The organism is Amylibacter sp. SFDW26 (genome assembly GCF_009184395.1).
Lineage (GTDB): Bacteria > Pseudomonadota > Alphaproteobacteria > Rhodobacterales > Rhodobacteraceae > Amylibacter.
On sequence record NZ_WEIC01000003.1, the window covers coordinates 25,073 to 48,830 of the forward strand.

At 45.8% G+C, this 23,758-nt stretch carries 17 protein-coding genes and 1 pseudogene; 5 read left to right on the plus strand and 13 right to left on the minus strand.

Going from position 1 to position 23,758, the window contains the following annotated elements; all coding sequences use genetic code 11:
• Positions 1-23: 23 nt before the first annotated feature.
• Both F9L33_RS09600 and F9L33_RS09605 read right to left on the minus strand, forming a co-directional pair.
• Positions 24-1,177 (minus strand): annotated as a pseudogene (locus tag F9L33_RS09600) (IS3 family transposase).
• 187 nt (positions 1,178-1,364) lie between these two features.
• Positions 1,365-1,988: a hypothetical protein gene (locus F9L33_RS09605; protein ID WP_152142574.1), complete on the minus strand. Its 624-nt coding sequence runs from the start codon at positions 1,986-1,988 to the stop codon at positions 1,365-1,367.
• An 88-nt stretch (positions 1,989-2,076) separates the two neighbouring features.
• Between F9L33_RS09605 and F9L33_RS09610 the strand changes: the two genes are divergently transcribed.
• Together F9L33_RS09610 and F9L33_RS09615 are read left to right on the plus strand one after the other, a co-directional pair.
• Complete coding sequence (locus F9L33_RS09610) at positions 2,077-5,640, plus strand: NACHT domain-containing NTPase (RefSeq protein WP_152142575.1); 3,564 nt, start codon at positions 2,077-2,079, stop codon at positions 5,638-5,640.
• Between the two features lie 80 nt (positions 5,641-5,720).
• Complete coding sequence (locus F9L33_RS09615) at positions 5,721-6,728, plus strand: hypothetical protein (protein ID WP_152142576.1); 1,008 nt, start codon at positions 5,721-5,723, stop codon at positions 6,726-6,728.
• A gap of 312 nt (positions 6,729-7,040) precedes the next feature.
• Here F9L33_RS09615 and F9L33_RS09620 read toward each other — a convergent pair whose 3' ends face one another.
• The 7 genes from F9L33_RS09620 to F9L33_RS09650 all read right to left on the minus strand — a co-directional run bounded on the left by F9L33_RS09620 (position 7,041) and on the right by F9L33_RS09650 (position 14,757).
• The gene (locus tag F9L33_RS09620; RefSeq protein ID WP_152142577.1) at positions 7,041-9,074 is read right to left on the minus strand and encodes a PEP/pyruvate-binding domain-containing protein; all 2,034 of its coding nucleotides are present in this window, start codon (positions 9,072-9,074) and stop codon (positions 7,041-7,043) included.
• 131 nt (positions 9,075-9,205) lie between these two features.
• The gene (locus tag F9L33_RS09625; protein WP_152142578.1) at positions 9,206-10,126 is read right to left on the minus strand and encodes a RimK family alpha-L-glutamate ligase; all 921 of its coding nucleotides are present in this window, start codon (positions 10,124-10,126) and stop codon (positions 9,206-9,208) included.
• A gap of 9 nt (positions 10,127-10,135) precedes the next feature.
• Positions 10,136-10,735: a hypothetical protein gene (locus F9L33_RS09630; RefSeq protein WP_152142579.1), complete on the minus strand. Its 600-nt coding sequence runs from the start codon at positions 10,733-10,735 to the stop codon at positions 10,136-10,138.
• A 216-nt stretch (positions 10,736-10,951) separates the two neighbouring features.
• A complete protein-coding gene (locus F9L33_RS09635; RefSeq protein WP_152142580.1) occupies positions 10,952-12,349 on the minus strand; it encodes a Dyp-type peroxidase in 1,398 nt (465 codons plus the stop codon).
• Positions 12,346-13,791: a hypothetical protein gene (locus F9L33_RS09640; protein ID WP_152142581.1), complete on the minus strand. Its 1,446-nt coding sequence runs from the start codon at positions 13,789-13,791 to the stop codon at positions 12,346-12,348. Before F9L33_RS09640 ends, F9L33_RS09635 begins: the two co-directional genes overlap by 4 nt.
• Positions 13,792-14,126: 335 nt before the next feature.
• The gene (locus tag F9L33_RS09645) at positions 14,127-14,507 is read right to left on the minus strand and encodes a type II toxin-antitoxin system death-on-curing family toxin (protein WP_152142582.1); all 381 of its coding nucleotides are present in this window, start codon (positions 14,505-14,507) and stop codon (positions 14,127-14,129) included.
• Position 14,508: 1 nt separating this feature from the next.
• Positions 14,509-14,757 carry a hypothetical protein gene (locus F9L33_RS09650; protein ID WP_152142583.1) on the minus strand — a complete coding sequence of 83 codons (249 nt, stop codon included), beginning with the start codon at positions 14,755-14,757 and terminating at the stop codon, positions 14,509-14,511.
• A gap of 274 nt (positions 14,758-15,031) precedes the next feature.
• Between F9L33_RS09650 and F9L33_RS09655 the strand changes: the two genes are divergently transcribed.
• Both F9L33_RS09655 and F9L33_RS09660 read left to right on the plus strand, forming a co-directional pair.
• Positions 15,032-15,967 carry a tyrosine-type recombinase/integrase gene (locus F9L33_RS09655; RefSeq protein WP_152142584.1) on the plus strand — a complete coding sequence of 312 codons (936 nt, stop codon included), beginning with the start codon at positions 15,032-15,034 and terminating at the stop codon, positions 15,965-15,967.
• 22 nt (positions 15,968-15,989) lie between these two features.
• Complete coding sequence (locus tag F9L33_RS09660) at positions 15,990-17,075, plus strand: glycosyltransferase family 2 protein (protein ID WP_152142585.1); 1,086 nt, start codon at positions 15,990-15,992, stop codon at positions 17,073-17,075.
• On the opposite strand, the gene F9L33_RS09665 is transcribed toward F9L33_RS09660, so the two are convergent.
• The gene (locus tag F9L33_RS09665; protein WP_152142586.1) at positions 17,067-20,177 is read right to left on the minus strand and encodes a hypothetical protein; all 3,111 of its coding nucleotides are present in this window, start codon (positions 20,175-20,177) and stop codon (positions 17,067-17,069) included. The two genes, F9L33_RS09660 and F9L33_RS09665, sit on opposite strands and share 9 nt — an antisense overlap.
• A gap of 193 nt (positions 20,178-20,370) precedes the next feature.
• Between F9L33_RS09665 and F9L33_RS09670 the strand changes: the two genes are divergently transcribed.
• The gene (locus F9L33_RS09670; RefSeq protein ID WP_152142587.1) at positions 20,371-21,177 is read left to right on the plus strand and encodes a CHC2 zinc finger domain-containing protein; all 807 of its coding nucleotides are present in this window, start codon (positions 20,371-20,373) and stop codon (positions 21,175-21,177) included.
• A gap of 1,010 nt (positions 21,178-22,187) precedes the next feature.
• Here F9L33_RS09670 and F9L33_RS09675 read toward each other — a convergent pair.
• The 3 genes from F9L33_RS09675 to F9L33_RS09685 all read right to left on the minus strand — a co-directional run bounded on the left by F9L33_RS09675 (position 22,188) and on the right by F9L33_RS09685 (position 23,747).
• Entirely contained in the window at positions 22,188-22,469 is a 282-nt protein-coding gene (locus tag F9L33_RS09675) for a hypothetical protein (RefSeq protein ID WP_152142588.1), read from the minus strand.
• Positions 22,466-23,125, minus strand: a complete 660-nt coding sequence (locus tag F9L33_RS09680; protein WP_152142589.1) for a tyrosine-type recombinase/integrase — start codon at positions 23,123-23,125, stop codon at positions 22,466-22,468. Before F9L33_RS09680 ends, F9L33_RS09675 begins: the two co-directional genes overlap by 4 nt.
• Positions 23,126-23,480: 355 nt before the next feature.
• Positions 23,481-23,747 carry a hypothetical protein gene (locus F9L33_RS09685; protein WP_152142590.1) on the minus strand — a complete coding sequence of 89 codons (267 nt, stop codon included), beginning with the start codon at positions 23,745-23,747 and terminating at the stop codon, positions 23,481-23,483.
• Between the last annotated feature and the right edge of the window lie 11 nt (positions 23,748-23,758).

The window sequence follows — 23,758 nt, forward strand, 5'->3', positions numbered from 1 at the left end:
TGACCTGCTCCCCATTGAGTCCGCTAATTTGGGTTAGCTCTGTTCAGGTTTTGGTCTTCCTTTGACCAGCTAGCATATTCTGCTGGCGTCATGCCAGCGAGGCTTGTGTGTGCGGTGGTGATTGAAGTCCGTCCGCCAGGCGGCAACCTGGTCACGTGCATGACGCAGGTTGTCGAACAGGTGCTCGTTCAGACATTCATCCCGCATCCTCCCGTTGAAGCTTTCCACAAACCCATTTTGCATCATTGCCCGGCAGGGTTTTGGCAAAGCCAAAATCCCGAGAGGGGGCTTCCCCGGCGCGATGTAGTGCCAGTCAACCTTTCGGTCATCCTGCCATTTCAGGATCGCATTCGAAGTTAGTTCTGTGCCGTTATCGCTGACCTCCATGCAGGGGTAGCCGCGCATCTCAGCAATACGGTCCAGCTCACGACCCACACGGTCACCTGAGAGTGATGTGTCGACCACGGCAGCCAAACATTCGCGACTGAAGTCGTCGATCACGTTCAGAATGCGGAACCGGCGACCGCAGGACAGGCTGTCGGACACAAAGTCGAGCGACCACCGTTGGTTTGGCCCCTGCGGGATCGCCATGGGGGCTCTGGTGCCGGCGGCGCGCTTGCGACCGCCGCGTTTACGAACGGTTAACCCTTCTTCGCGGTAGATCCGGTACAGCTTTTTCCAATTGACCTGCCAGCCTTCGCGTTTGAGCAAGATATGAAGGCGACGATATCCAAACCGCCGCCTCTCGGACGACAGATCCTTCAGCCGCCCACGCAGCTCGGTGTCCTCAGGTCGCTTCGGCGCGCGCCGATAAACACGCGGGTCGATCCCAGCCAAAGCGCACGCACGCTTCTGATTGTATCGCTTCTCTGTCATGGCCCAGGTCACCGCGCTTCTGCGTGAACCGGGCCTCAAAAGTTTTTCCCAACATCTCTTTGAGCGTTGAGACATCCATCATCTGTTCCGCCAGGAGTTTCTTCAGTTTGGCATTCTAAGCTTCCAGCGCTTTCAACTTCTTCGCGTCGGACACCTCCATGCCGCCATACTTGGATCGCCATTTATAAAACGTCGCATCACTGACGCCATACTTGCGGCAAAGCTCCTTCGCGCCAAGCCCAGCCTGATGCTCCTTCAATATCCCGATTATCTGCTCTTCGCTGAAACGGCTTCTCTTCATCGTTTGTCTCCTTTTAGGAGAACAGGCTAACTCAAAAAACCGGACTTTTCAGGGGAGCAGGTCATAGTCTAAAGCTTTAACAAGCGTAGGACTCTTTCTCTACAAACCAATTCAGCTTACTTACAGCTGGAAATAGTGGCGCTCCCCCGCCATAGAAAACAAATTTCTTACGCAGGGGAGAATAACTTTATTTTTTGGTAAGACGTAATGCGGCTTCCCTGGACATCGCAATCATCGCTCCCAAATTCAAACTTTGGGGATCATTGAAATAGTCCTCAACAGGCCACAACAATTTGAAACCCGCTCGTTGGTATAAATATAGCTCCGGGTCGATTGAATACCCTTTTCGAGCTTGATCGAGGTAAACTTGGACACTCTTTCCGAATTGTTCATGCCAGCGAGAATACCCAGGAAGTCGTGATCCCAACGCCATTAAATGACAACCGCCCTCAGAAACAAATGTCTGGGCATATTTCTGGACAATCAATCCACTTACATTAAACCTTGCGACTGATTGCAGTACAGACATACCAACACCAAAAGCTATTTTGCCTTCTACCTGATGTGTTTCCTTGATGAAACCATCATCAGTTACTACCGCCCATGGGGAATTAGATAACTGGGAAACACGTTGGGCCGCAGCGTACCCAACAATCTCGCCGTTATTGGTCTCTGCAACCACGCTGCCTTCGCAGCAAGTTTGGTGGCGGCTCATTATTTGATCTTCATTTGCCGCTTCTTCTTTCCATACAGTCTTCTCAATATTTACAACTTCTGCTAAGTCATTTGATATAAATTGCCGAATTTTCATTACAAAACTCCATTTTGATTGTGTCGGAGTTTTGTCGAATTTTTATTTTGAAATCGCAGTGGCAGGAAAGTGAAAGTGAAATTTTAAAATGTCAGATTTGCCTAATAATTCGTTTCCAATTAAATCCTGTTTAGTAAGAGGTGCACCAAAAAATTTCAAAGAAATGTCGTTGGACGCGACTTTCACCCATCTGTTAGAATCTGGCTCTTGGAGTTACAATGGTCTGGCCAACTTTGTGAATGACGTTCTCGAAGACAAAGCGTTTCTTAAAGCAAATGACTTAGACCCCAAAAAGATAAAAACACTTGAAGCGGACAATGTGAAGACTTGGGGCTTGAAGAGTACAAAAATCAGTACAGCTTATCGATTAGGATTTTACGAAGTCTTAAGGCGTTCTGGAGATTTCCACGACACCTTTTCAGACAGTTGGATTGAGGCGTTCAGTTATCATTGGGCAGAAATACGTGTGAATTCTCGGGCGAGAAACAAATCTACCAAAGACCGTTTTCTTTCTAAACTCCAAAAAAGGGTTCTAGCAAACCCAAACATTACACATCTTCCTTCTCTATTTGAAACAGATCAGCCGTTACCTTTGGCAACTGCATATGTCGATCTTGCAATATCTGCTTCCCCAAAGTGGACGCCAGCGCTGTCTCGTTTGCAACCAGCCATTTCTCTGGCAGAGAAGATTTCGCTCAGACAAGAGCGACGCTTTGCCGAACGTCGCTCTCCACAAGATTTATTTGACAGGCCCGGATTGCAAACATCGCTAATTTTGGGAGATCCAGGTGCTGGGAAGTCGAGCTTACTTAAAAAGATTGCACTCGAAATTGCAGAAGGGCGGTGGAAGTACAGCAGTGTTCCACTTTTTGTCGAAGCAAGAGAGTTTTGGCGCCATGCAGAAAATGCCCCATCGTTGTCACTAGAAGAATTTGCCCTTCAAACAGTCGGCGAAACCGAATTGGCATCTAGAGAAAAACACGAGCAATTTCTATTCCCCCAAGATATTCCTAGACCTTCCGTAATTTTACTTATTGATGGTCTAGACGAAATTGCGAATTCACCTGATGCAGTTAGGCACGTTTATAATTCACTTAAAAACCTTTCAAAAAAACTACCTTGGATCGCTACGTGTCGGCCAACCGGGTTAGCCGCTTCTCTTAGTGAAAATCTGCGATGCGACATCGTCGATCTTGATGAAGAAGCAATCGAAATTCTGGTGAAGAATTGGTGCGCCGAAATGTCCACCGAAACTCAAACGGTAGCCTCCGATGCCCTATTGCAAGAAATTTCGGGTAGCTCTTCGTTAAGAGAAATGGCCACAAATCCGTTTCTTCTAACCGCACTATGTTTTCTAAAATCTGTTGCACCAGACCAGCAATTGCCTGCAACCCGTATCGAAGTCTACGAAGAGCTCTTGGAGCGTATTGGCCAGCAAGCTCGAGACTTCCATCAAGATCCAAAAATTCTGACTGAAGAAGACATGGGAGCGCTTTCGGAGTTCTGTTTGCATCTATATGAAAAAGAGGATTCACTACAAATTTTTACTCAGAAAAATTGGCAAAGATACCTCGAAAACAATCCCTCTGTCTCGACCGATCTTAGAACGTCCATTCTCCCAGCGAGACTGTTGACTTCATGGAATGTCGGTACAAAGCGCTATCACTTTCTGCACCTCAGCCTGCAAGAATTTTTAATTGCAAAAGCCGCCTTGGAGCGCGGGATTGAGTTCATTTTTTCGAAGAGATTTACTCCAGTTTGGCGACCAGTGTTTCGTTTTTTTGGAGCATTATTACTTGCCCAAGGGCGACAGGACGACTTTAAATCTTTGGTAAATCGTTTGTTCGAAGAAAGTGATCTTTCAGGATACACATTCCTTACTGTCGCAGAGATTTTTTCCGACGCTGGCATCAAGGATACGCGAGATTGGATTGGAGAAGATCTAAGAGAGCGTCTTTATTTTGCGGCAACTTCTGGCGAGGAAATGGCTAATGAAGCACTCACAGACGCTCTTTCGGTTCTTGATCCCTATTTTTTAGAGCACAAAGCACACGTAACTTTAGATTTCAGATTAAGAATGAAAGCCGAGACTAATTATGTGGATGAGCATGCTGTCATTAGCATGACTTTAGACTCGCCCTATCAAGTTTTAGCTCGTGCTCGCACACCCAAGGCCTGTGAACTGATACGAGATGCATTTTTCGGCAAAGACGAAAGTGAAGCAGTTCTTGCTGCACACGCCTTCGCACTAACCGCAACCTATGAAGATCGAAAGCGCGCAATAACAAAAATCAATAGAAGTAAAAAATTGGAGACATTCGCACCTGCATTTATTGCATTCTCCGACGCAACACGCCGATTAGAGCTTCTACCAGCGCTAGCAAAAATAGCGAAATACTACGCAGATCTCGAAAGCGGTGAGTTTCAGACAACTCTAGGTATCATCAGCCGAATTGGCGGTCTAAAAGCCGCCGAGATACTGGAAGACATTTTGTTAAAACTTCTTAAAAAAAGCCCTGTCGATCAGGACGGCCTATTTAATATTCTGCAAAATATCGCGGGTGTTGGTGGCGTTGAGGCGACAGAAATATTGAAGTTAGCAGCTCAGCAAACCAGTCTCTTAGATCGCGCCGAAGAAATTAAAGTCATGAGTTTGGAGGCTGATCCTAACAATTTCAAACTTGTGGAAGATGCTATCAAAAAGCCTGAGCTTCGTGATCGAGTGATTGATGCTCTGTCGGGCGCTGCGAACTCAGGGAGGCCGGTTGATGAAGAAATTTGCAAATTAGTTGCGCGCGAAATTAGATCCGGGAAAGATAGTGACATAATGGATATTGCTCTTTTGGAGGGAGCAAGGCTGGACGCTGGTTTGGAACCGTTGTTGTGTGGTGACATTCTTGAAGGTGCAATATATATATATGACTTGAGCAAAGGAGATGATTTTGAACGGCAAAAAGATCTTTTGATCTCAAATTTTGCTACCGCCCTTGATACATTAGGTCGGGCACCTTGGAAACCAGCCGCCGAAATGATTGAGAAAATCTTGTTTGACAAAAGAGCTAATGAGCACTTTCTCGGAGCAGCCATAATGCTCAGTGGCCAAGTTTTTGAAAACACCAAAAACCATACAATGATAAACCAACTTATTAAATTATGGTACGATAATCCGGGCGGCTTTGAGTACCACATCATAGAAGCAATAGGACGCATTGATTTCCATCGGTTGTTTCGATTGCAAAGCGGCCACTATGCCAATTATGCAATCGAACAAATTGCTGCAGAAAGGGATTGGCTGATCTTTCAGGATTTTTATGCCTTGCCCGATGGCAGTATCCACGAATGGGTTTGCCCGCCCGACGGTTTACTGTTTTTGTTTAGCGAGGATGAGCCTGAAATTGCGGCAGAACTAGCACATAAACTTGCCCGCCACGACTTTGCGATGTTTTCCGAGAGCCATCCGCGGTGCTGTGCAGTGTTACTGTTTCCTGAACAAAATGATTGGAGTAGGCAGGAATTGGAGGTATTCAAATCTGATCCGCGGCGCACAGGCCCTATTCTGATTTATGAAGTACCTGAGGATCTAAGTGAGGACGATCTCGAGGAATATGCCAAGAGATTGGCTGCTCAAATACGCAATGATATGAAAGGGTAAATTCAGGCTTTCACTTTCGTGCCACTGATATTGATCGGCGAGAATGCCAGCTTTTCTTCATCACTACGATGGAGAAATCAATGTCACAATTTGTCAATGGAATACCCTTTAGTGCAGAACTGGATACTCGGTTTTCGCCAGTATACAAAGCTCAATTATCGCAGCTGACCTGCGTGGTGCCAGGAGGTGGTTGCGTTTATTTTCGAGCCAATCAGGGCGATGTTTGCCCTTTTTGCGCATTTCCTATTTTTGCACGCCATGTCGTTCGAGGCCCAGGATTTGAGAATGATTTTTCTGCTTGGACTCTCGATACACAAACATACACAGAGATGTTTCAACAGTCTCTTGACCTGTTTCCCGTTGCCGACAAAATAACCGTTTTTAATGGCGGGAGCTTTTTTCCAGAAGCAGAGCTTCCAAAAGCATTCCAGGACCTAGTTTACAAAACGGTGTCTGGTTTGCCTGGCACTAAGCAATTAATGGTCGAAGCATATCCAAAGTTTATTTCCAAGACGGCACTCCGCCGTGCCAAAGAGCACCTTGGAGAGAAAGATTTCATGGTCGGCATAGGCTTTGAAAGTGAAAATGATTTCGTTCGCAATAAACTTCTTAAGAAAAGAATAGACCGCAATGAATTCGAAGCAAAGGTGCGCCTCATGCAATCAATGGGTGTACAGGTTTTCGTTTATGCTTTCCTAGGTGCGCCTGGTTTGGATGATCGACAGAGCCTTGAGGAAGCAAAGTCAACCTGTAGATATCTTCACAACCTAGGCGTGGACGAAATTGCTCTATCATGTGCTTTTGTCCCACCTGGCAGCCCAATCGAAGAACTATACAATCACGAAAAGTTTCGTCCTCCTTGGCTGTGGTCAATCTTAGAGGTTCAAAAACTGGCTGAAAAAGAAGGCTGGCCTTTGTCCATCGGCGGATTCGAAGACTTTCCTCCACCCGTTTCTGGCCCCTCCAATTGTGATCTTTGCGATGAAGACTTCAAAGATTTGCTGGATCGGGTTCGGTTGACCGGAGAACTTCCACAACATATGCCAGTATGCAATTGCCAAGACAGATGGCACCGTACCACCAGTTAGAAAACATGTGTAGGGCGCGGCGCATACCCACTCGAATCTTGAATACTACCGCGCCCTAACATCAAGCGATTCGCGCTCTAAATTCGTTCGTGGCAAATACGCTAGTTCCTCTTGCTCGAGTATGATAGGTGGGCGCATGTAGTTCATAGCGTCGTATAATGACAGAGGCCACTTGCCCATCTTTGAGCCAATTGCAAAGGGTCGAAATAGCGCAGTCGAATCCCGAAAGCGGCTCCGATTTTTCAAACTATAAGCGGTCATCCGACAGTACCAATTTGAAACAGCTTCGGGAAATAGTTTTAGTTCTGGCAATCAATCAACCCAAGGTCTAGCTTGTTTAATTGCCAAAGTTCCGCCCACAGTTATCTTGAACTCAATATCCATCGCAAAACTATCGTCATTTTCAGAGTTATATAACATTTTGAAATGCGTTTGGATAATTTCCATCTGCTCGATCAAATCACCCAATTGCTCGTCCGACATCACCGATTCCCCAAGTTTAACTAAGTTCGAACGTCTAATACGAATAAGTTCGTATTTCTCCCCACCTGTGGGGTTGGCATCTTCCATGACCAATAGTTCCTCAGAAACAGCTTTGGGTTCTGGATTGGTGACCAAAGCCTCACCAATCTGAGCATTAATATAGTAACCCCCAAACTCAGGGAAATAGATATTCTTGGTGAGAGCCACTCCGTTGACCTGCTCTTCATCGAAATTCGGGTGTACCAGTACACCCATCGCGGTAGTAAAATGGTCTATTCTATAAAATTCACGTTCCTCAAAGGCACGGAAGTTCCATAAGCTTGACCAAACCTGCTTTATCGATTTTTCGATGTGACCTTCATCTTTGCGATGTGTGAAGCTGTCGTAAAGGCCAGCACCGTTAAAGCCCATCAAATCTTCATTGTTGGTGCTCGAACGGCAACGTAGCGAGGTACCTGTTGGAAACAGTTCAAACATGATGCCAAGCTTGTCGCGTAGGATGTTCGGCATTTCTGCTTTTTTAATTTTGCGCCTAAATTGTTTTAAGTATTTTCCTCGCGCCGCATCATCATTTTGAAACTCTTCTCGCATGATCATGTGTCGGAAGTAGTCGTAAAATCCGTTGGCTTTCATAAACTCATCGTAGAAATGAAATGGAACAGCAAAGCCTGCTGGAACATAAGTAGTTCGAAGAACCTTTCGCAGTTCCGCGACATTAGCCGCCTTTGCGCCGATCCTAGCAATATCAGCATGTCTGGCATCGTCTAGATTGACGATCTCTGTCTTTGTTAAATCGGCGGGCGGATACTGCGGTTCTTTTGGGCGTTGCTGCTCTAGATGCTCTTCCAGCTCCTCAGCAGTGGCGTTGCGTACATCAATTTCGTCAGGTTTGACCTCATAACGAATTATATCGCCAATGTGAGGTTTCAACCGCGAGCTTTCTGACCCGTTACGCAGATATGCGTTAGGTGTATCGTTCTGTTTCGCGCGAAGGTTAATATGACTAAGAGGTGTTTGCGGTTCTTCGCTCAAAACACCAGCAACGTGACTAAGATCATTGGGTAAAGTTTTGAAAATAACCACGTCACGAATAGAAGGAGGTTGTGGGTTGGAACCGTCAATAACACGCAGCCGACCAAACCCAACGCCAAGATTCAAAGGGCTGTAGTCCACATTTTTAAAAATCTCTTCGGTACTCACAACGCGTATTTTACCAGCTTCAAACTTAACCTGTTCAGCCTCGTAAAGGTCTTCCTGAACTGCACCCGAAGGATGATATGCGAGTTTTCCTACAGCAAATGGCATAGCAGCTGAAATAAGGTCAAAAGCAATTTGTACAAAATTGACCGTAACATTATCTGTCGGCCAAAACTCAAGCGCATAAAGGCCTTTTGTTCCTTCTAATGAGTTAAAGTTGTCATGAGCAATCAAAGTCCCAGCCAAAAAACGTCGACTTGCGGTAAAATAAGTCACAGCGTTAAATGCACCATTGTCCAACGGAACATTCAGAACATTGCGAGCAAAGTAGAAATGATATTTTTGGTTTTTAGTGTTGAGGAAATACACTTTAGGCGATCGAGTATCTGCGCCTGTTACCAAAAACTTAACCTCACGAACTCCTAACGCACCAGGAACATCATCACGATGTGACAGCACTTCAAACGCAGCATCATCTATAATATTTGCTGTACCATCCTTCGGGTCAATTTCTAATGTTGCAAGTTGGGGAGCAAACACATCGAAACGCGCCATCCTAGTGGACAAAGGTTCCTTCGCAGACGCCGGGGTTGAATTCACATCAACTTGCGGCAAAGACGGTGAGTGTCGATTTTGAGGTTGAGAACAACTCGTTTTCTTTATCATATCCTTCTTTCTTACTTACAAATAGTGTACAGAAATCGAAACTTTTGACGGCAAAATACCTACTTCGGCGCAGAACAGCTGAAATTCCCCAAAAAGACAAAATATTTTTCAATAAGCTTTTTCAATCGCTTCTATTCTGCTTCCGTTGCGCTTTCAGTCTCTGTTACGAGCCACTTGATCATACCGTCACTCAACTTACCTTTTGCTGACGCATCGTATGCTGCAAACATAGGCCCACTATTCAGCTCCAAAAACATCGGTGTACCTGAATCGGCGTGGCTCTTAAAATCGCAGGCAAAAAAATCGATTCCAAGAGCATCACTCATAGCCAGTAATTTCTCTGGCACACCTTTTCCAAGAATGTCATTATCGACCATTACGATTTTTGCATCAGGGTATGGGCGATAATCTAAGTGCTCAGACTCTATCTGAAAAGTCATCAGGCTTTTCCCAAAACGAAAAATTCGGTACTCTGGATATGCTAACCGTTCTTGGATGATCGCTGGGATTGGTGCCTTGTTGTTGCTCCAATCAGCATCATTATTGGCTTCTTTGACATCAATACAATAGGCTCCACCACCTACGGGCTTAGCCACTCCTAGATTGGTTTCACAAAATTGATCCAATGTGCCCTTATCATTTGTGACCAATGTGTTTGGTATTGGAATTCCCCCCGATTGTGCAGACGCAAGCATGAACAATTTGTTATTGGCTCTGGCATCCATCCTTTTGTTCGGCACGAGAACACCCAGCGTTGCAGTACATGCGCCGTACAAAGTTGAATACCAACCAAACGCTCGATCCAGATCACCAGCCTGCGGCTTACGAGTGGAAAAAACATCGTATCGCAAGAACGCCGCGTTCGAAGAGACTTCTTGCCCATTAATGACCAAACTACCAGTCTCGACATTCCAGCTGGCCGATGGTTCTTCGGACTCATCATGAGTAATTAAAAGGCAAGAAATATTGTTTCTAATTGCAGCATTGTGCAGACAAATGATGCTCGGGTCGCGCGCACCACCAAATAACAACAAGTCAAAACGCGATGGCACAGTTTGCACCTATCGCCTGCCAAAAGGATCTCTGAATCCTGCCAAGGCAGGTCCACCCTCACCAAACGCAGGTTTTGGATCGTCGACTCTTGGATCAGTTTCACCAAAAAACGGTTTGAGGTCAGGTCCTTCTTCGCCAAAAACGAAGGTTGTCGGCCCACTCTCCTCACCAATAGCTAACGTTGTTGGCCCACCTTCTTCGCCTAGGGCTAAAGTGGTAAACTGATTACCGCTTGAAGGCGTCGCGGCGATATTCGTCGGGGCAAGCTGATTAATCGGTCGGGTGTTTATTTCCGCCAACAACTGAACTTGATCACCAGAGCGACTATATACTTTCACCCCGATTAAGCGCTCGACATCATCTTCCCAAATAACAGATGCGACGATTGGAGTAAGCGCTTGAAGCGCAATACCTGACGGCGGCTCTGCAACAAAATCCAGGTCTAGTATTCCATCCGCTGATAACACCTTTTCCATCGGCTTAAGTTCGGGATTCGACCAACCACTGGTAGTCGCCAAACCAGCAACAGTAATTGAAAGTTGTGGTGGGTTACTCTTTAAGAGAGCTAATTCAATCGAAGATATAGAAAAAAGTCGAATTTTAGCCATTATTAAACTCCTCAAAATTAATATTAAAAAAGTACTATGACTCCTGCCAGTGGGCTTTGTCAACTTTAGGTGGTAATGTTCACGAATACCGTGTTGAAACATCTTTCGTAAAGTGAATGATGCTTACGCCACGCTCATAAGCTATGGTACCATATACAACTTTAGACCAAGAACCCGTTTCGTTCTGTACTATATTTCCACCCTCCAATCTGTAGTTCACTTTCCCAGTATGGATTCACTTATCCAGCCTGCTGATTCCGCCGCCAGTTTCCTTGCACTGAACATGACCGTTGGCGTTGGTGTTTCCGCAAGTTTTCTAAGACCGCTACGACTTGGGGTAAAGAAGTACGATCCCCCCATCGGCGTGATCCAAGATAAATTACGATCGACAATTTTTATGGGGCCGGTCGGCCTATTGATCGTGATTTTTTTTTGTTCCGTCGAGAGACCGATCAACAAGTCATGTCCTGGTCCAGGGTTGATCTTGCTGTTCATCCATCGTTGCGTAATAAACTCGAATTGCGATTTTATGGACGATTGGAAACAGATAAAAAGCAACCCACGCTCATCTGACGGCTCAACGTCAAAAGTCTTGCCGAACGGAATACCTCGGCGCAGAATTCTGGGTACATCGACAACATCGGCGCTGCCATTTCTTGGGTTCACCTTTCGAATGTGTGCACCGAACGGGCAATGTTGGGCAGCGGCATCATCCGAAAAGTCAAATGAGTTTTCATGCTGTGGAGTTAGGTTGGGATCGACATCCAAATCTTGTCTCACTGGCGCGCCAGAAGGCCAACGCCCAACTATCAGCGACGCCAACTGTGCAGAAGTTATCTCTGATCCTTCATCTCTCAAGCGTTTAGCCTCAAGCTCGCAAAATTGATTGAAGACTTGAACATGCTGTTGCAGCTGTCTAAATACCATCAGTGATCCGTTTACTGTCACACCACGATTGTCAATGACCGGGAAAAAGTCGTTACCCCCTGCCTTTCTTGGGTAGCCGAAAACAAAATTCCCGATACCTACATCTCCACCTTCATCAAAATCCAGAATCCGTGGCTGAGAGACGCCATCCTGAAATCCGAAATGTTCGAACCCGCCGATCTTTTCCCCGATTTCAAAATAGGATTGCACCAATCCTACGGATTTTGCTTCACGCGTAAGTTCCGTTACTCGATCTTCCACACTTGGCTTGTGATTGCCCGCAACGATGAGAAAAACATCAAGCGGCTTGTTTGTGCTTCCAGCGCGCCATTCATCAGGATTAGTTCGGTCTCCGAGAATTGAAGGAGCACGCTTTAGCATCCCATTGTTGAAGGCGTTGTCACGAATAAATACATCTGTTTGTGTTGTCTTGAGAAGATTTTTACTGATCGATATGCAAAGAAATGTCACTCCTTCATTGTTCGTGGGGTCGCGAATAAGCGGCCTCTTTGCTAAGACTTCCGCAACTGAAGTCACATCTTGCGCATGATTTGCTAACCACTGACAAGCCGCCGCCATCGTTTCTGGCGTTTCAGTACTGAATCCCACGAATGCCTGATAGTCGCAGTTGAAACCTGCAAGGACATTGCCCTGTATGTCATCCAAATTATCATGGAGATTGCTCATCGCTTTGAAGGTACTTTTCCAGTGAGAGATATGGGCTGAGGGATGAAGCCTGCGAGGAGCCCTGAAGAACTAGGGCCTTTGGGCAAAAGGTCGTCAAACGCAAGAGTGGAACCAAGACGACACTCATTTGTTGACGACCCAAGAAGAGTCTCGCTGTTGTCAATTCTGCAACAGGTACCCAAACAAGGTACAATAGGGCCGACTAAATTATCTTCTCTTTTCCAGCGAGTTACAAATAAATGGACAGATAGGAGCTCTGCCAACTGGCTTGGGTAAATAAGATTGTTTCCACCAAGCTTGAGATCGCTCACTGTTAAGTTTTCGGTTGATGGAACTTCTAATTCAACACGCAGAGCCCTGCTTTTACCTTCCACCCAAAGATCATCTCCTCTGACGACCTTCCACCATTCCCTTGGCACAATTGTTTTGTTGTCCGGCATTAACAGTTGCTCGTGATCAATGCCCGCAATGTACAAACCTACTGGATTGGCAAGTGTATAGATGTAGCTATCGATGACTTGTTGATAAGCTTGTTTGGAAATTTGCGGATCGCTATTACGGTTAGGTTCACCACTTTGATTACAGCATATTAGACGTTCTTCATCCGAAGCATCAACCAATTTGCCATTAGCATCTGACCTCGCAAGGGCCGAAACACCAGCAAGGTTCACTTCAGCCCCAAGCGAATTTGCTCTATGTGACAAATGTACTATTCCTGGGTCAATATTTAACGTATTCCTCGGATTAAACCCCCCTGGGGTTGCGATCGTTCGGAGCGTTCCATCATTTTGCCTGCGGTAAAGACCATTCTGAGCCCTAAGATCATCCACGCGAATACCAGTAGTCTCCGTAAATTCTTCATAAATTTCGACTACCGCTTTTTCGTCTGATTCAAAAAGTTTAGAGAAATAATCATATCCTTCAGCGACGAAGATCACTTTTGTGATGTTACCTTGGTCGTCGCGGCGTGCAGTCCATTCTAGGTATTCGTCCTGTCGGTGTCGTGTAGGAAAATCTAAAACCGAGCCTGACTGATCTACGAAGACTCCACGCCGATGATCTTCATCGCCAATAGTATCGACCGCTCGAAAGCTACCATCTGAATCTATGTCGTTAGGGGGAAAATCAGTCCAAGGAGCGAGTCTGCGCACTAATCGAGGAAATCCATTCCAAGCCTGTACAGCAATCGTTTCGGCAGTTTTAGGTATTGTTCGATCAATTCCCGCTTCAATAAGATATCGGTTAGTTGGGTCAAAGTACGAAAGTTCTGGGGCAACATTTACCAAGTCTTGTATTGTTACCTGCTTTGGATCTTTGCCCAATACATTGGCCACTAAGACGACTGTGATCCCCAATGACTCATCCACCATCTCTTGATGCCAAACATTTGGATCTCTGAAATCGCTTAAACCTGCTGGTGCATTAAAAAACCATTCGCTCATAATAATTCAACTCCACTCAAAATTCATAAATTTAAAAATTGGGTCGATGATGCTCTTTACTGCTAAAAAAGTCAATTTTATCACGAATTCAATTTTTTGATCAACCTGCTGCATAGTGATTTACAAGCATCGCAATGCGGGTCGAATGCAATACTTGATAACATTCATCTCCCGTAGAACCACCTGAATGTAGAACGTGTTTCAGGATGATGCGTTAGTCAAAATGTCTCTGTATGGGATTACCCTTTTCGATCCGCAACCAGGGACTCGTCAAAGAATGAGTGATTTTAGGCCAAGCATTACTACAATGTTACTTGCGAAACATCGCGTGTCCCCTACCCTTTATCCTGTGTTCGCAACCACTCCGCTAGCGCTAATTCATCAACCTGACCTTGAGCAACGGCGATAATCTTCGGTCCAATAATTGCAGTGTTCCACTCAAGAGAAATACCATTAAGCGCCAAACAAACATCCATAACCCTAAAACCAGTGCGCTTGTTTGCATCGTTAAACAAATGGCCTGTTGAAATAACTACAGCATAGCTTGCTGCAAGATCAAAGACATCACGAATTAGGCCATAAGATAACCGAAAATCTATCCGAGACAAAGCACCTGGCAATGATTTATCTTTCGCCATACCAGCCAGTTCTCCATCATTTAAGACAAGATCATGGATACGTATAACATCCTCCTCAGAGACAAGTATCAAACCCATCCTACTTGTCCTTAAGGTAATCCAAGACTGGTTGTGCCATGCGGTTGGAAGTTTCCAAAATAGCAGCAACTTCACTGGGAGATGCAAAACGTGGTTCGGTATCATCTACAGCTGCCACGGGAACAATATATCCAACACATTCATTGTTCTTTAAAATCGCCACAGGCCTATCAGCGGCTTTATCAAAAATTTTTGCTGGTTCCCGCAATTCTGTGATGCCGACTGTACGGTTGGTAAGAAGACGCTTCATGATACTTACTTCCATGTATGCTTTAGATGTGCGTATAATTATTCACATAATATCACACATACTCGCATTATTCAAACAAATCAATTCTTCAAGTACTAGAGCAATAATTGACCTAAGTTACGATAACAGGAATACTCTATCTTAATGAGAAATTCTCGGCATCAGCTCTCGATTTTCTTACCATTTTTAAAGATTTATCCGATATCCATTTGGCAACTTTGGCAAAACTTGAAAAGCCGTTCCTAAAGTAATCAATACCTGAAGGAACAACCTAGTGTCAAAAATTAAGAACTCTCAATTCATCTCATTCTGCCAAAATCAACTTGGGCTAAGCATTCACTCGTTGCGAGCCTATCAACAAGATTTACAAGCCTTTGAAAAATTCATTGCATTACAGTCGGAAAACACATCCGTTACTCATGAACTGCTTATTAGTTTTCACCTGCATCTTCGAAATACAGAGGAACACAGTCCAGCGACAATTAGGCGGCGGTTTGTAACGTTGCGATCATACTTTAAATGGTTAGAGCAACAAAAAGATGGATACCCAGATCCATTTACTGGTCTAAAATTGGATATCAAAGTTCCACAAAGGTTACCTAGGCCAATAGATCGTCCCACTTTATCTGTCTTGTTTAAATCTGCCAAACGCATAGTTGAAGTTACACCAGAACTTCCGCAAAACTCAAAATTGATTTCACCGTCACAAACCACAGGTTTGGTCGCGAGAATACTCGTCGTTACTGGCATGAGGATCGGCGAAATAACAAATTTGAAATTAGGCGATATCTCAGGGGCATGTACAAGAATTAGAGTCATTGGAAAGGGTGACAAGGAACGCACGGTATATGTTACCAATGAGCGGCTATTGATGGATTTACGATCATATTGGGAACAGAGAACATTGCAGTACGAAACAGCTGATTATCTGTTTTTGAACCGTCGAGGTACTCGGCTTACCGAAGCTGCTTTCAGAAAACGCTTGCGATCTTTGTGTAAAACACTCCTAATTTCGCCATACGTAACCCCACATCAATTTAGGCACTCGGCAGCAACGCTACTGATTGAGGAAGGAGTAGATATACGCATCGTACAACGACTTTTGGGCCATGCCAGCATTTCAACCACTGAGATATACACAAAAGTCTCTGATAATTCCCTCGTCTCAGCAATCGAACGTGCTGATACATTAGCTCAGGTTGACTTCTAGTAACGATAACTAGGAATTATGCATGTCGATTTCAGTCGTTGTAAGCATCCTCAATGCTCCAGCACTCACTGCTAATTTTCTTTCTAGACTCGCTGAACTCAGAGCAAATGAAGAGTTTGAAGTAGTGCTAGTTTGTGACGGCGATCAGAACATCGGCACTCAGCAAGTGATAGGAACCTATCATGGCTCCCTAAAGCCGACCGTTGTCGTCAATGAGGAAACCTTGGGTTATGGCGCCGCAAATAATCGCGGCGTAGAAGCGGCGACAGGTGACGTGTTGGTCTTCATGAACACTGACGTCTTTCCGGAGGAAACGGCGATCACAAAACTTGCCAAGACCCTGAACGACAACGCTGACATCGGTATAGTACAAGCCCTCCTTATATACCCGCAGAATGGCAAGGTACAGAGTTGTGGACACATATTCGGGCCATTTTTCAATCGCCACGCACTGATGGGCCGTCCAAGCTCATCCCAGATCGTTCAAAGGCCGAGTGACCGGCAGGCTTTAACATCAGCTTTTTATGCGATGAGATCGAGCGACTTTCAAAGGCTGGGTGGCTTCGACACCATTTATCTTAATAGCCACGAAGGTATGGAATTGTCGCTACGCGTTCATCTTGATGGAATGCGTTGCTTCTATAATCCTACTTGCCGAGGATTTCACGTTCAAGGCAGCTCAAGGCAACACATGTCAATTGACGAACGACAACAACTAGCGATCTTTTGGTCTCGCTGGCACGATAAAATCCAGCGCGACCTTGATGACCTACTCGCCTTACAGCTCACGGAACGCTTGAGAACACAGCACTATTTGGTGATCAATTCAAGTACCAATCTACTGTGGCAATCATCCCTAGATGCGCTTGGCGTTCAGACTGAGATCATCGCCGAGACGGCTCTACGTGGGCATTCGCTCGTACTTCAGGATACTCTTGTTCCTGATATCAAGAAAGCGCGGAGGCCAATGTTATTTTTAACCGATCACTTTTCCCATATCTCCAAGAACTTAGTTTGGTTTTCAGAAAGACCTGAACAGGAAGATCTGGTGTTTGACTGTCATGGAAACGTGATCCGTATACGTGAGCTCCTACAAAATCTACCATAGACGCGGATCAATCTGGAAGTTGTTACCTCTCTCATTGAATGCCCAGCTAACGGATCTCGCTTTATGGATGAGAGAGAGGTTATGTATAGCAACGTCTTGATAAGACGCACCCAGATCATTTGTCAGCTCTAAATGGGCGTCCATAAAAGTTGCCGCTTCGGAACCGTTATTCAGCGCTTCTATTATGCCGCGAAGATGAAAATATAACATTTGGCGTCGGGGGGCTGCGTTCAATGCGTTCTTGAGTCGACTGATCTCATCCAAGGCCTTGGTGGCCTCCTCACACCTGTCGGCGATCAAGTAAAGCGCCGAAATTTGAAGGAGGCAATTTGCATATTCTTGTTCAAATCCTGCATCTTGAAGATCTTTTGCAAGGGCCTCAACCATGGTAGGCGTATGTTGGTTCAAGAGAGCTTGCAGGTATGCGATTTGTGCTTTACACACCATCAATCGCCTTTGTTGGTTACCTGCTTCTAGATACAACTTTTTAGCTGCCATCAACTCCTTCAACGCTTGCGCTGGCGCGACAAGTATCAGACTCTTGCCCCTGTCCATCAGCAGATGGGCGGATTCGTGTTTGAGAGCATTTTGTTCAGCAACGGCAAGCCCACTGTGGAACGCCGCTTCAGCATCTACCTTAGAGTCTTGGAGATAGTGGACCATCATAAGGCGGTTCAACGTTGTCAGTTTCGCATCAACGATTGGCCCAGGTTCAAAAGCAAATTTAAGACTGTCCAACTCATTCAGAAGATTGTTTGCACTTGTCTGAAAGTTATCCAAATCGTGTTGCCAGAAACGCAAATTCAGCAGTTCAGACCTTGCTTTACAGACATTTGGCACCACTGTTTTGTCGCCGCGATATGCCTCAGCCAACTGAATGGTCGCTTCAAAGTACCGCTTCGCGCACCCAGAACCCTCGGTATGATTGACACAATCGGCATAACCATAGGCAATCGATACATGCTGATCCGGAGTTAGTCCGAGTTCTCGTACATCTTCTCTTTCTATAAGCTGATTCAAGGTAAACGACAAAAGTTTCGCGCTCCCAAATTGTGTTCGACGCAGCAGTTCGCTGCATGCGTTAATCGCTTTCGGAAAATATGAGCGACTCCACTTTCCACCGCACAAACAAAGATGTCCAAGGAGTTCATTGATACGTTGGGGGTCTCGGTCAAGCAAGCGTTCAATATGGCTGGCAACACTATCTGAGTAGATCGAACGCCTCTTAAGATAGGCCGCACGCAACAGGTCGTGTGATGACACAACTGACGCTGGTGCTCCTATTTCCTCTCGCCTTCTAGAGAACAATTCGCTATCAATCAACTCATCAACAATCTCTTCGCCAAACTGTTGTACAAGGTAGTCTTCGGGTACTCCAGTATCGAGGAGCGCAACGAGGTCTGCCGCCTCTTCGACGTTTGCGGTCTGGATGCGTGCCGCCACCTCAGGAATAGATGCCGACACAAGAATGGATCGGAATTCCGATACCGCTACATCCTCTGGTAGATGCATAAGCTCAGTGTTGGCCCGCAATTCGCTTACAAGATATCGTAGTTCAAGGACCGTCCGGACCAATTTGCGAACCTCAGGCAACACCACACGCAAAACACTGGGTTTGAGAAAGTGACTTAGCTCTGCTTGTATATCTAGCTGCGTAAGCCGCTTGACAAATATGCTACGCACGAGAATAGGACGTAATGCGTTATCGAGTTCTTTAAAGTTCGGATGTTGCGCCAGCACGACCATCAACCTAGCTTTGCTATTTTGCAGTATCTCAAGCCACCTAGTGAGAACCCTCAAACTAAGCTGGTCGGCCTTTTGGACATCGTCGAAAATTACGACTTTGTTGTCTCCTCGGGGATGATGGATCAAAAGTTCTTCAAACCTCCCTCCTGAAACAAGGGTTTCTAGAACATCCTGTGCCTTAGTCGCGTCTCGTGCACCCTCGTGGAGTGAGGCAATTAAGTCTTGCGGAAAATCCATTGTTTTTTTGCGCCCACCATTCTCTAGGCCCTTGAGGTCTGAACCTGCTCCAAAGAGCGTAAAAAGAAGACTTCTACAAAGCTCACGCGCATTCCGTCCTGGTTCGTTAAATTGGTGCAAATGGGTGCTTTGGTCCTGCGTATTTTGACGTATCTCTCGCAAAATATAGGATTTTCCATCACCTGAACCACCTGAGAGTGAAATACAACCTGTTAGCGGCGTGTCTCTAAATTGGCGTAAAGCATCATGCAGGCGTTGCGATGCTTTCAGCTGTCCGGAGCACGATAAGCGAATGTCTTCTGGACCGACAGAATAGTGAAAAGTTGCAGCGCTATGCCTATCCCCAGCCTGATCAAAAAGGGAGACAGTTGCCTTCCCGTTGGGGTGCATTTGACGCGCTTTGACAGGCACGGGAACGATATGACGCCCGCACCTCAGCTGCATATTGGCTGGCATTTGCGGTGTCGGTTTGAGTTCAAGTCCGGATGCTTCCAGTTTGACTGCGATTTTCATCTTGTCGGTTACACTGACAATCAATGCAAGAATTAGCTCTTCATCTTTAAGAACAGCTTTTCTCTTCTCCCAGTGACCGTCAAAAAAGTCATCGCAGCTTAAGAGTTGGGCTGAGATTAATTTTGGTCGTTGACCAGTTGACGCTGGGCGAAGCGGTTCAACCCCAGAAAAGTACTTCGTGACCATGCCCGGTTTACGGTCGAGCCACTCTTCAATGTGCTCTTTATCTATAAAATGAACGCCCCCTTGTAGGGTTTGCCGCAACACTTGCTGGGCCCGTAGAATATACGAGTCTGGAAACCTGCTATTCGTCAGAAACATCAAGGCCCGCACAGAGCGATCCAACATTGCGGAAACGACGGTCGGATCGAGTTGTCCTTTTGAAAGAGCCCTCTTCCCGTTCTTTGTGAACTTTGCTTCTGCCCAATGTGTAGACGTCAGCCGTGTGCCGAAGACATCATGCGCAGAAGATGACTCGACATCTCGATTGCCATCACCAGATCGAGGAAGCAGTTTCCAGCTTTCTTCAGGGAACAAGTCCTCAAGATAACTCTTCGCCAGCTCTTCAAAAAGCTCGGGGTTCAGATCTGACCACGGATAGACCATAATTCCTAGTTATCGTTACTAAAATAATTTATCCATTTAGATGATTAAAATCGCTCACAGTCAATCAAAAGTATAAATCTCATTTCAGCTAGACAATTAAATAATTTTTGAAGGATTCAGCAATCAGGATCCGAGACTATTCGGATTGGAAATAGGCACTCATAAGCTCAATTCAATTTTCGGGAAGATCATAATGGGGCTTGACCTGCGTAAAGCTGAAGGCAAAAGCAAACCCAATGATTGGTGGGCCTATTCACCGTTTCACGAAGAGAAGACGCCCAGCTTTCATATGGGGCCAGGTGGTTTGTGGTTCGATTTTTCAATTGGCGAAGGTGGCGGCGCAATTGAGCTCGTTCAAAAGCTTCAAAGCAACAATTGCTTTGAAGCTGGGCGGTATATTCTGGAACAAGGTTGGGCGCATGCATCTGTTGATCTGTCACAGCCTGTCACACACACCCGTGACAGTGTGCGCCGCTCTGTCACAAAATCTGTGACAGCTTGTGACAAACCTAACGCGCCGTTTAATGAGGTAATCCGCCAAGATCTTATTGCGATGTGCGATCATCACGATGTTCTAAATCAGCGCGGTATTTCAACGGAGACCTGCGATGCACTTGGCATTGGATTTCTGCCGCAGGGGCGCTCTCCCCTAAAAGGCCGCATCGTGTTTCAAGTAGCGGATGCGCGGGCGAAAAAAGAAGGACAACCTGCTGAACGCGTGATCCTATCACATCTGGGGCGTGCTATTTCTGAGGACATTGATCCCAAGTATCTCTTTTATCCTGGGTTTCACAAATCTGCAGAACTCTACGGTCAGGAAATCCTCTGGCTAAATGAGGATGCTCACGAGCAGATCGCTAAGACTGGTTCTATTGTCCTAACAGAAGGTCCATCGCCGAATGGGGAAAGAATAGCTCTGCCATGTTTACGTCGTTCAATTTGGCAATCCATTGTGTCGTCATTCCGTACATCGTCATATCGTGATCAGTGGGGTTATTAGGCAGATCAGACGTGTATGTATGTTCGCCGATGATTTTCATAATCGGTTTATTCGCCTCACTTAGCCCGACAAATTGGTTGTAGCGGATTTCGACGTCTTGACCAGATTGCAAGTACATCCGCTCTTCGCGCAACTCACCAGTGTCAGGATCACACACCGGTTTTGTACCTACGCCCTTTTTGTAGATGTCATTTATATCACCGCCTGTTTTGGCCCTAAATGCATGGCGTACAATGCCAAGCTCCGATGCAATCGCGTCTTGCGTGACATCCGAAACACCAGATTTAAGAGTGCTTTGCGGACTAGCAAAAACAAAAGCCCGTACAAAAGTAACAGGGTCAGGAAATCCTTCACCTGCATCAATCTGATTGATACGCCCTTTAATAATTGCTTGGTCAGCGGGTACGCTTGCTGAAACACGCATAATGGATGCAAAGGCTTGTAACTTCACGCGCTCCGTTTCCGGAACAACTGGGTCATTCACCAGTGTTAGGATAATTTCAGCGTTCGTCTTGCCGCCAGCACGCAAATTCTCAACTTTATTTTGATAAGCAGCCAAATTCGCTTTGGCGTATTCTACTTTCGTTTCAACAGCGCGTGTTTCCAATTCAGCGGTCAGCATATCCCCTACATCAGCAGGTTCTAAATCACCCGCATGCAAGGATTGGGCCACATCCAAATCGTAGTCTGCTTCAATGATCCGAAGGCAATCAACGACTTCGTCAGGAATAAGCGAGGGAGAGATTACGATGCCAAAACATTTCGCAGGGTCTGTTTGTCCATCCCAATGATCCATCACAAGGTTTCCCAAAGCAGCATTATGCTGCTCCCCTGCCTCAAGTTTTGCGTTCTGTTTTTTTACGTCTTAGATCGCATCAAAATTACCATCGATACTAGGATTTATAGGCTTTGCATTAGGCCTGTCGCCACTGGAAGCCGAAGGATGATCTAAATTCATGTCTCCGAATTATACCATCCAAGTCACGATCCACCAAATCCATCTGTTAAATTCAGATACCTAAATCTGACCGCGCATCTGCAATCAGGTTGTCTGTAATCTTCGCAAACTCCTGATCAATCTCAATCAATTCAATTTGCGCATCGCGTTTTCTATCACATGCTTTCACGCGTCCCATAAATATCTTTTCCTTGAGCGTGGTCGTTTTCATCGTACTCGCTTTCTCTTGCGCCTCGTCAATGCAGGTCTGATACTCGGCCAAGACTGGGTTCAACTCATCCGCAAAGCTATGGCTCCCCATAGGCACAAGCATTGCAACCAATACAGACATCATTTTAAATCGTCGTTTGGCTTGCTGCCGCTTAGCATGGAATGCCTCAAGGCCGCCGTTTCCGCTTTGGCTTGTGTGATCCCCAAATACTCGATTGTGCTGGCAATGCTCTTGTGGCCCAACAGACGAGAGATCAACGCAATATCTTCGCCAGCCCAATACATATGCGCAGGCTTTGAACGCCTTATGGAGTGACTGGAAAACTCCGAAGGATCGTGCCCCAGCATTTCGGCCCAGGCTTTGATAATGTCGGCGTAGTGACTGCGCGATATATGTCGGGCAGTCACAGATTTGCTGCGTGTGAAAACAAAGTCGTTGTCCTGCTTGCCACTCCTTGTGATCCAGCCGTGAAGATAAGTCTGCGTCTGATTGGTCAACACTGGATTGACAACATGTTTGGTCTTCTTTTGCTTGCGCGCAATCAGCGTTCGTATCGGCCCGTTTTGATACCGGACTTGCCAAACTTTTGTGGTCAGCAGATCGCATGCGCGAAACATCGTGTCCAAGCCAAATCCAAGTAACGCCAGATCGTGCCAGTTGCAATGAGTATTCAAATGCGCTTCGATCTGCGCCAGTTCGTCCAGCGTAAATGCACGTTTCTGGCCTATCACCTTGCCCTTGTTCCAAGCTGGCTTGTTGTCGTTTTCGGGTATCATCATTCAAAAAATGGCCCCGAGTTCCGCTTTTTCCAAAAGCGAAGGTATTTTAGTAAATTAGATCAGTCAGTCAGGGTCGCATAACCCTTTAAAACTCTGGACATTGCTCATGCTACATGAAGTTTACATTAAGAAACAGCCACTTGCCGCCCTCGCTTTTGGAAAAAGCAAGGGTATCTTGTTGTTGTAACCCAATCCTTATGACAACATCCGCATTCAGTTTCACACAAAACAAAACCGTTCAAATTAGATCAGCCGATGACATTAAAGTCCTCGTCGAAGAGCGTCGCGCCCGTGGGTGTAGTGAAGCAGAACTCGAAAACTTCAGAAACTGGCATATGGCTAGGTTGGACTAAATCTAACCAAACAAATCACCCTGACGTGATTGCTCCAAATGGCATTTCCACTTTTTCGTTTGTGAGGCTTCATCCAGCCAAGCCAGAACAAATTGAACTGGGTCATTTTGATATTCCTCAAGAACATCTGGGCCCATCAAGAAACACGAACGATACCCAGTTTCTGTAATGGGGATTTGGGACTTATCATTACTACGGATTTCAATATGCTGCGTGATCATCTCATCACCATCAGAACACAACCATCTTGGGCAGTAGCTAATCTTCAAATCAACCCCCT

What these genes read in the sequence shown, in the direction of transcription:
- F9L33_RS09640 (WP_152142581.1), bottom strand. Translation starts at nt 13,791, where the DNA reads ATGAGCGAATGGTTTTTTAATGCACCAGCAGGTTTAAGCGATTTCAGA.
- F9L33_RS09610 (WP_152142575.1), top strand. Translation starts at nt 2,077, where the DNA reads ATGTCAGATTTGCCTAATAATTCGTTTCCAATTAAATCCTGTTTAGTA.
- F9L33_RS09675 (WP_152142588.1), bottom strand. Translation starts at nt 22,469, where the DNA reads ATGATGTCTGTATTGGTTGCAATGCTTGTGCCTATGGGGAGCCATAGC.
- F9L33_RS09670 (WP_152142587.1), top strand. Translation starts at nt 20,371, where the DNA reads ATGGGGCTTGACCTGCGTAAAGCTGAAGGCAAAAGCAAACCCAATGAT.
- F9L33_RS09605 (WP_152142574.1), bottom strand. Translation starts at nt 1,988, where the DNA reads ATGAAAATTCGGCAATTTATATCAAATGACTTAGCAGAAGTTGTAAAT.
- F9L33_RS09680 (WP_152142589.1), bottom strand. Translation starts at nt 23,125, where the DNA reads ATGATGATACCCGAAAACGACAACAAGCCAGCTTGGAACAAGGGCAAG.
- F9L33_RS09650 (WP_152142583.1), bottom strand. Translation starts at nt 14,757, where the DNA reads ATGAAGCGTCTTCTTACCAACCGTACAGTCGGCATCACAGAATTGCGG.
- F9L33_RS09660 (WP_152142585.1), top strand. Translation starts at nt 15,990, where the DNA reads ATGTCGATTTCAGTCGTTGTAAGCATCCTCAATGCTCCAGCACTCACT.
- F9L33_RS09630 (WP_152142579.1), bottom strand. Translation starts at nt 10,735, where the DNA reads ATGGCTAAAATTCGACTTTTTTCTATATCTTCGATTGAATTAGCTCTC.
- F9L33_RS09620 (WP_152142577.1), bottom strand. Translation starts at nt 9,074, where the DNA reads ATGATAAAGAAAACGAGTTGTTCTCAACCTCAAAATCGACACTCACCG.
- F9L33_RS09665 (WP_152142586.1), bottom strand. Translation starts at nt 20,177, where the DNA reads ATGGTCTATCCGTGGTCAGATCTGAACCCCGAGCTTTTTGAAGAGCTG.
- F9L33_RS09615 (WP_152142576.1), top strand. Translation starts at nt 5,721, where the DNA reads ATGTCACAATTTGTCAATGGAATACCCTTTAGTGCAGAACTGGATACT.
- F9L33_RS09635 (WP_152142580.1), bottom strand. Translation starts at nt 12,349, where the DNA reads ATGAGCAATCTCCATGATAATTTGGATGACATACAGGGCAATGTCCTT.
- F9L33_RS09645 (WP_152142582.1), bottom strand. Translation starts at nt 14,507, where the DNA reads ATGGGTTTGATACTTGTCTCTGAGGAGGATGTTATACGTATCCATGAT.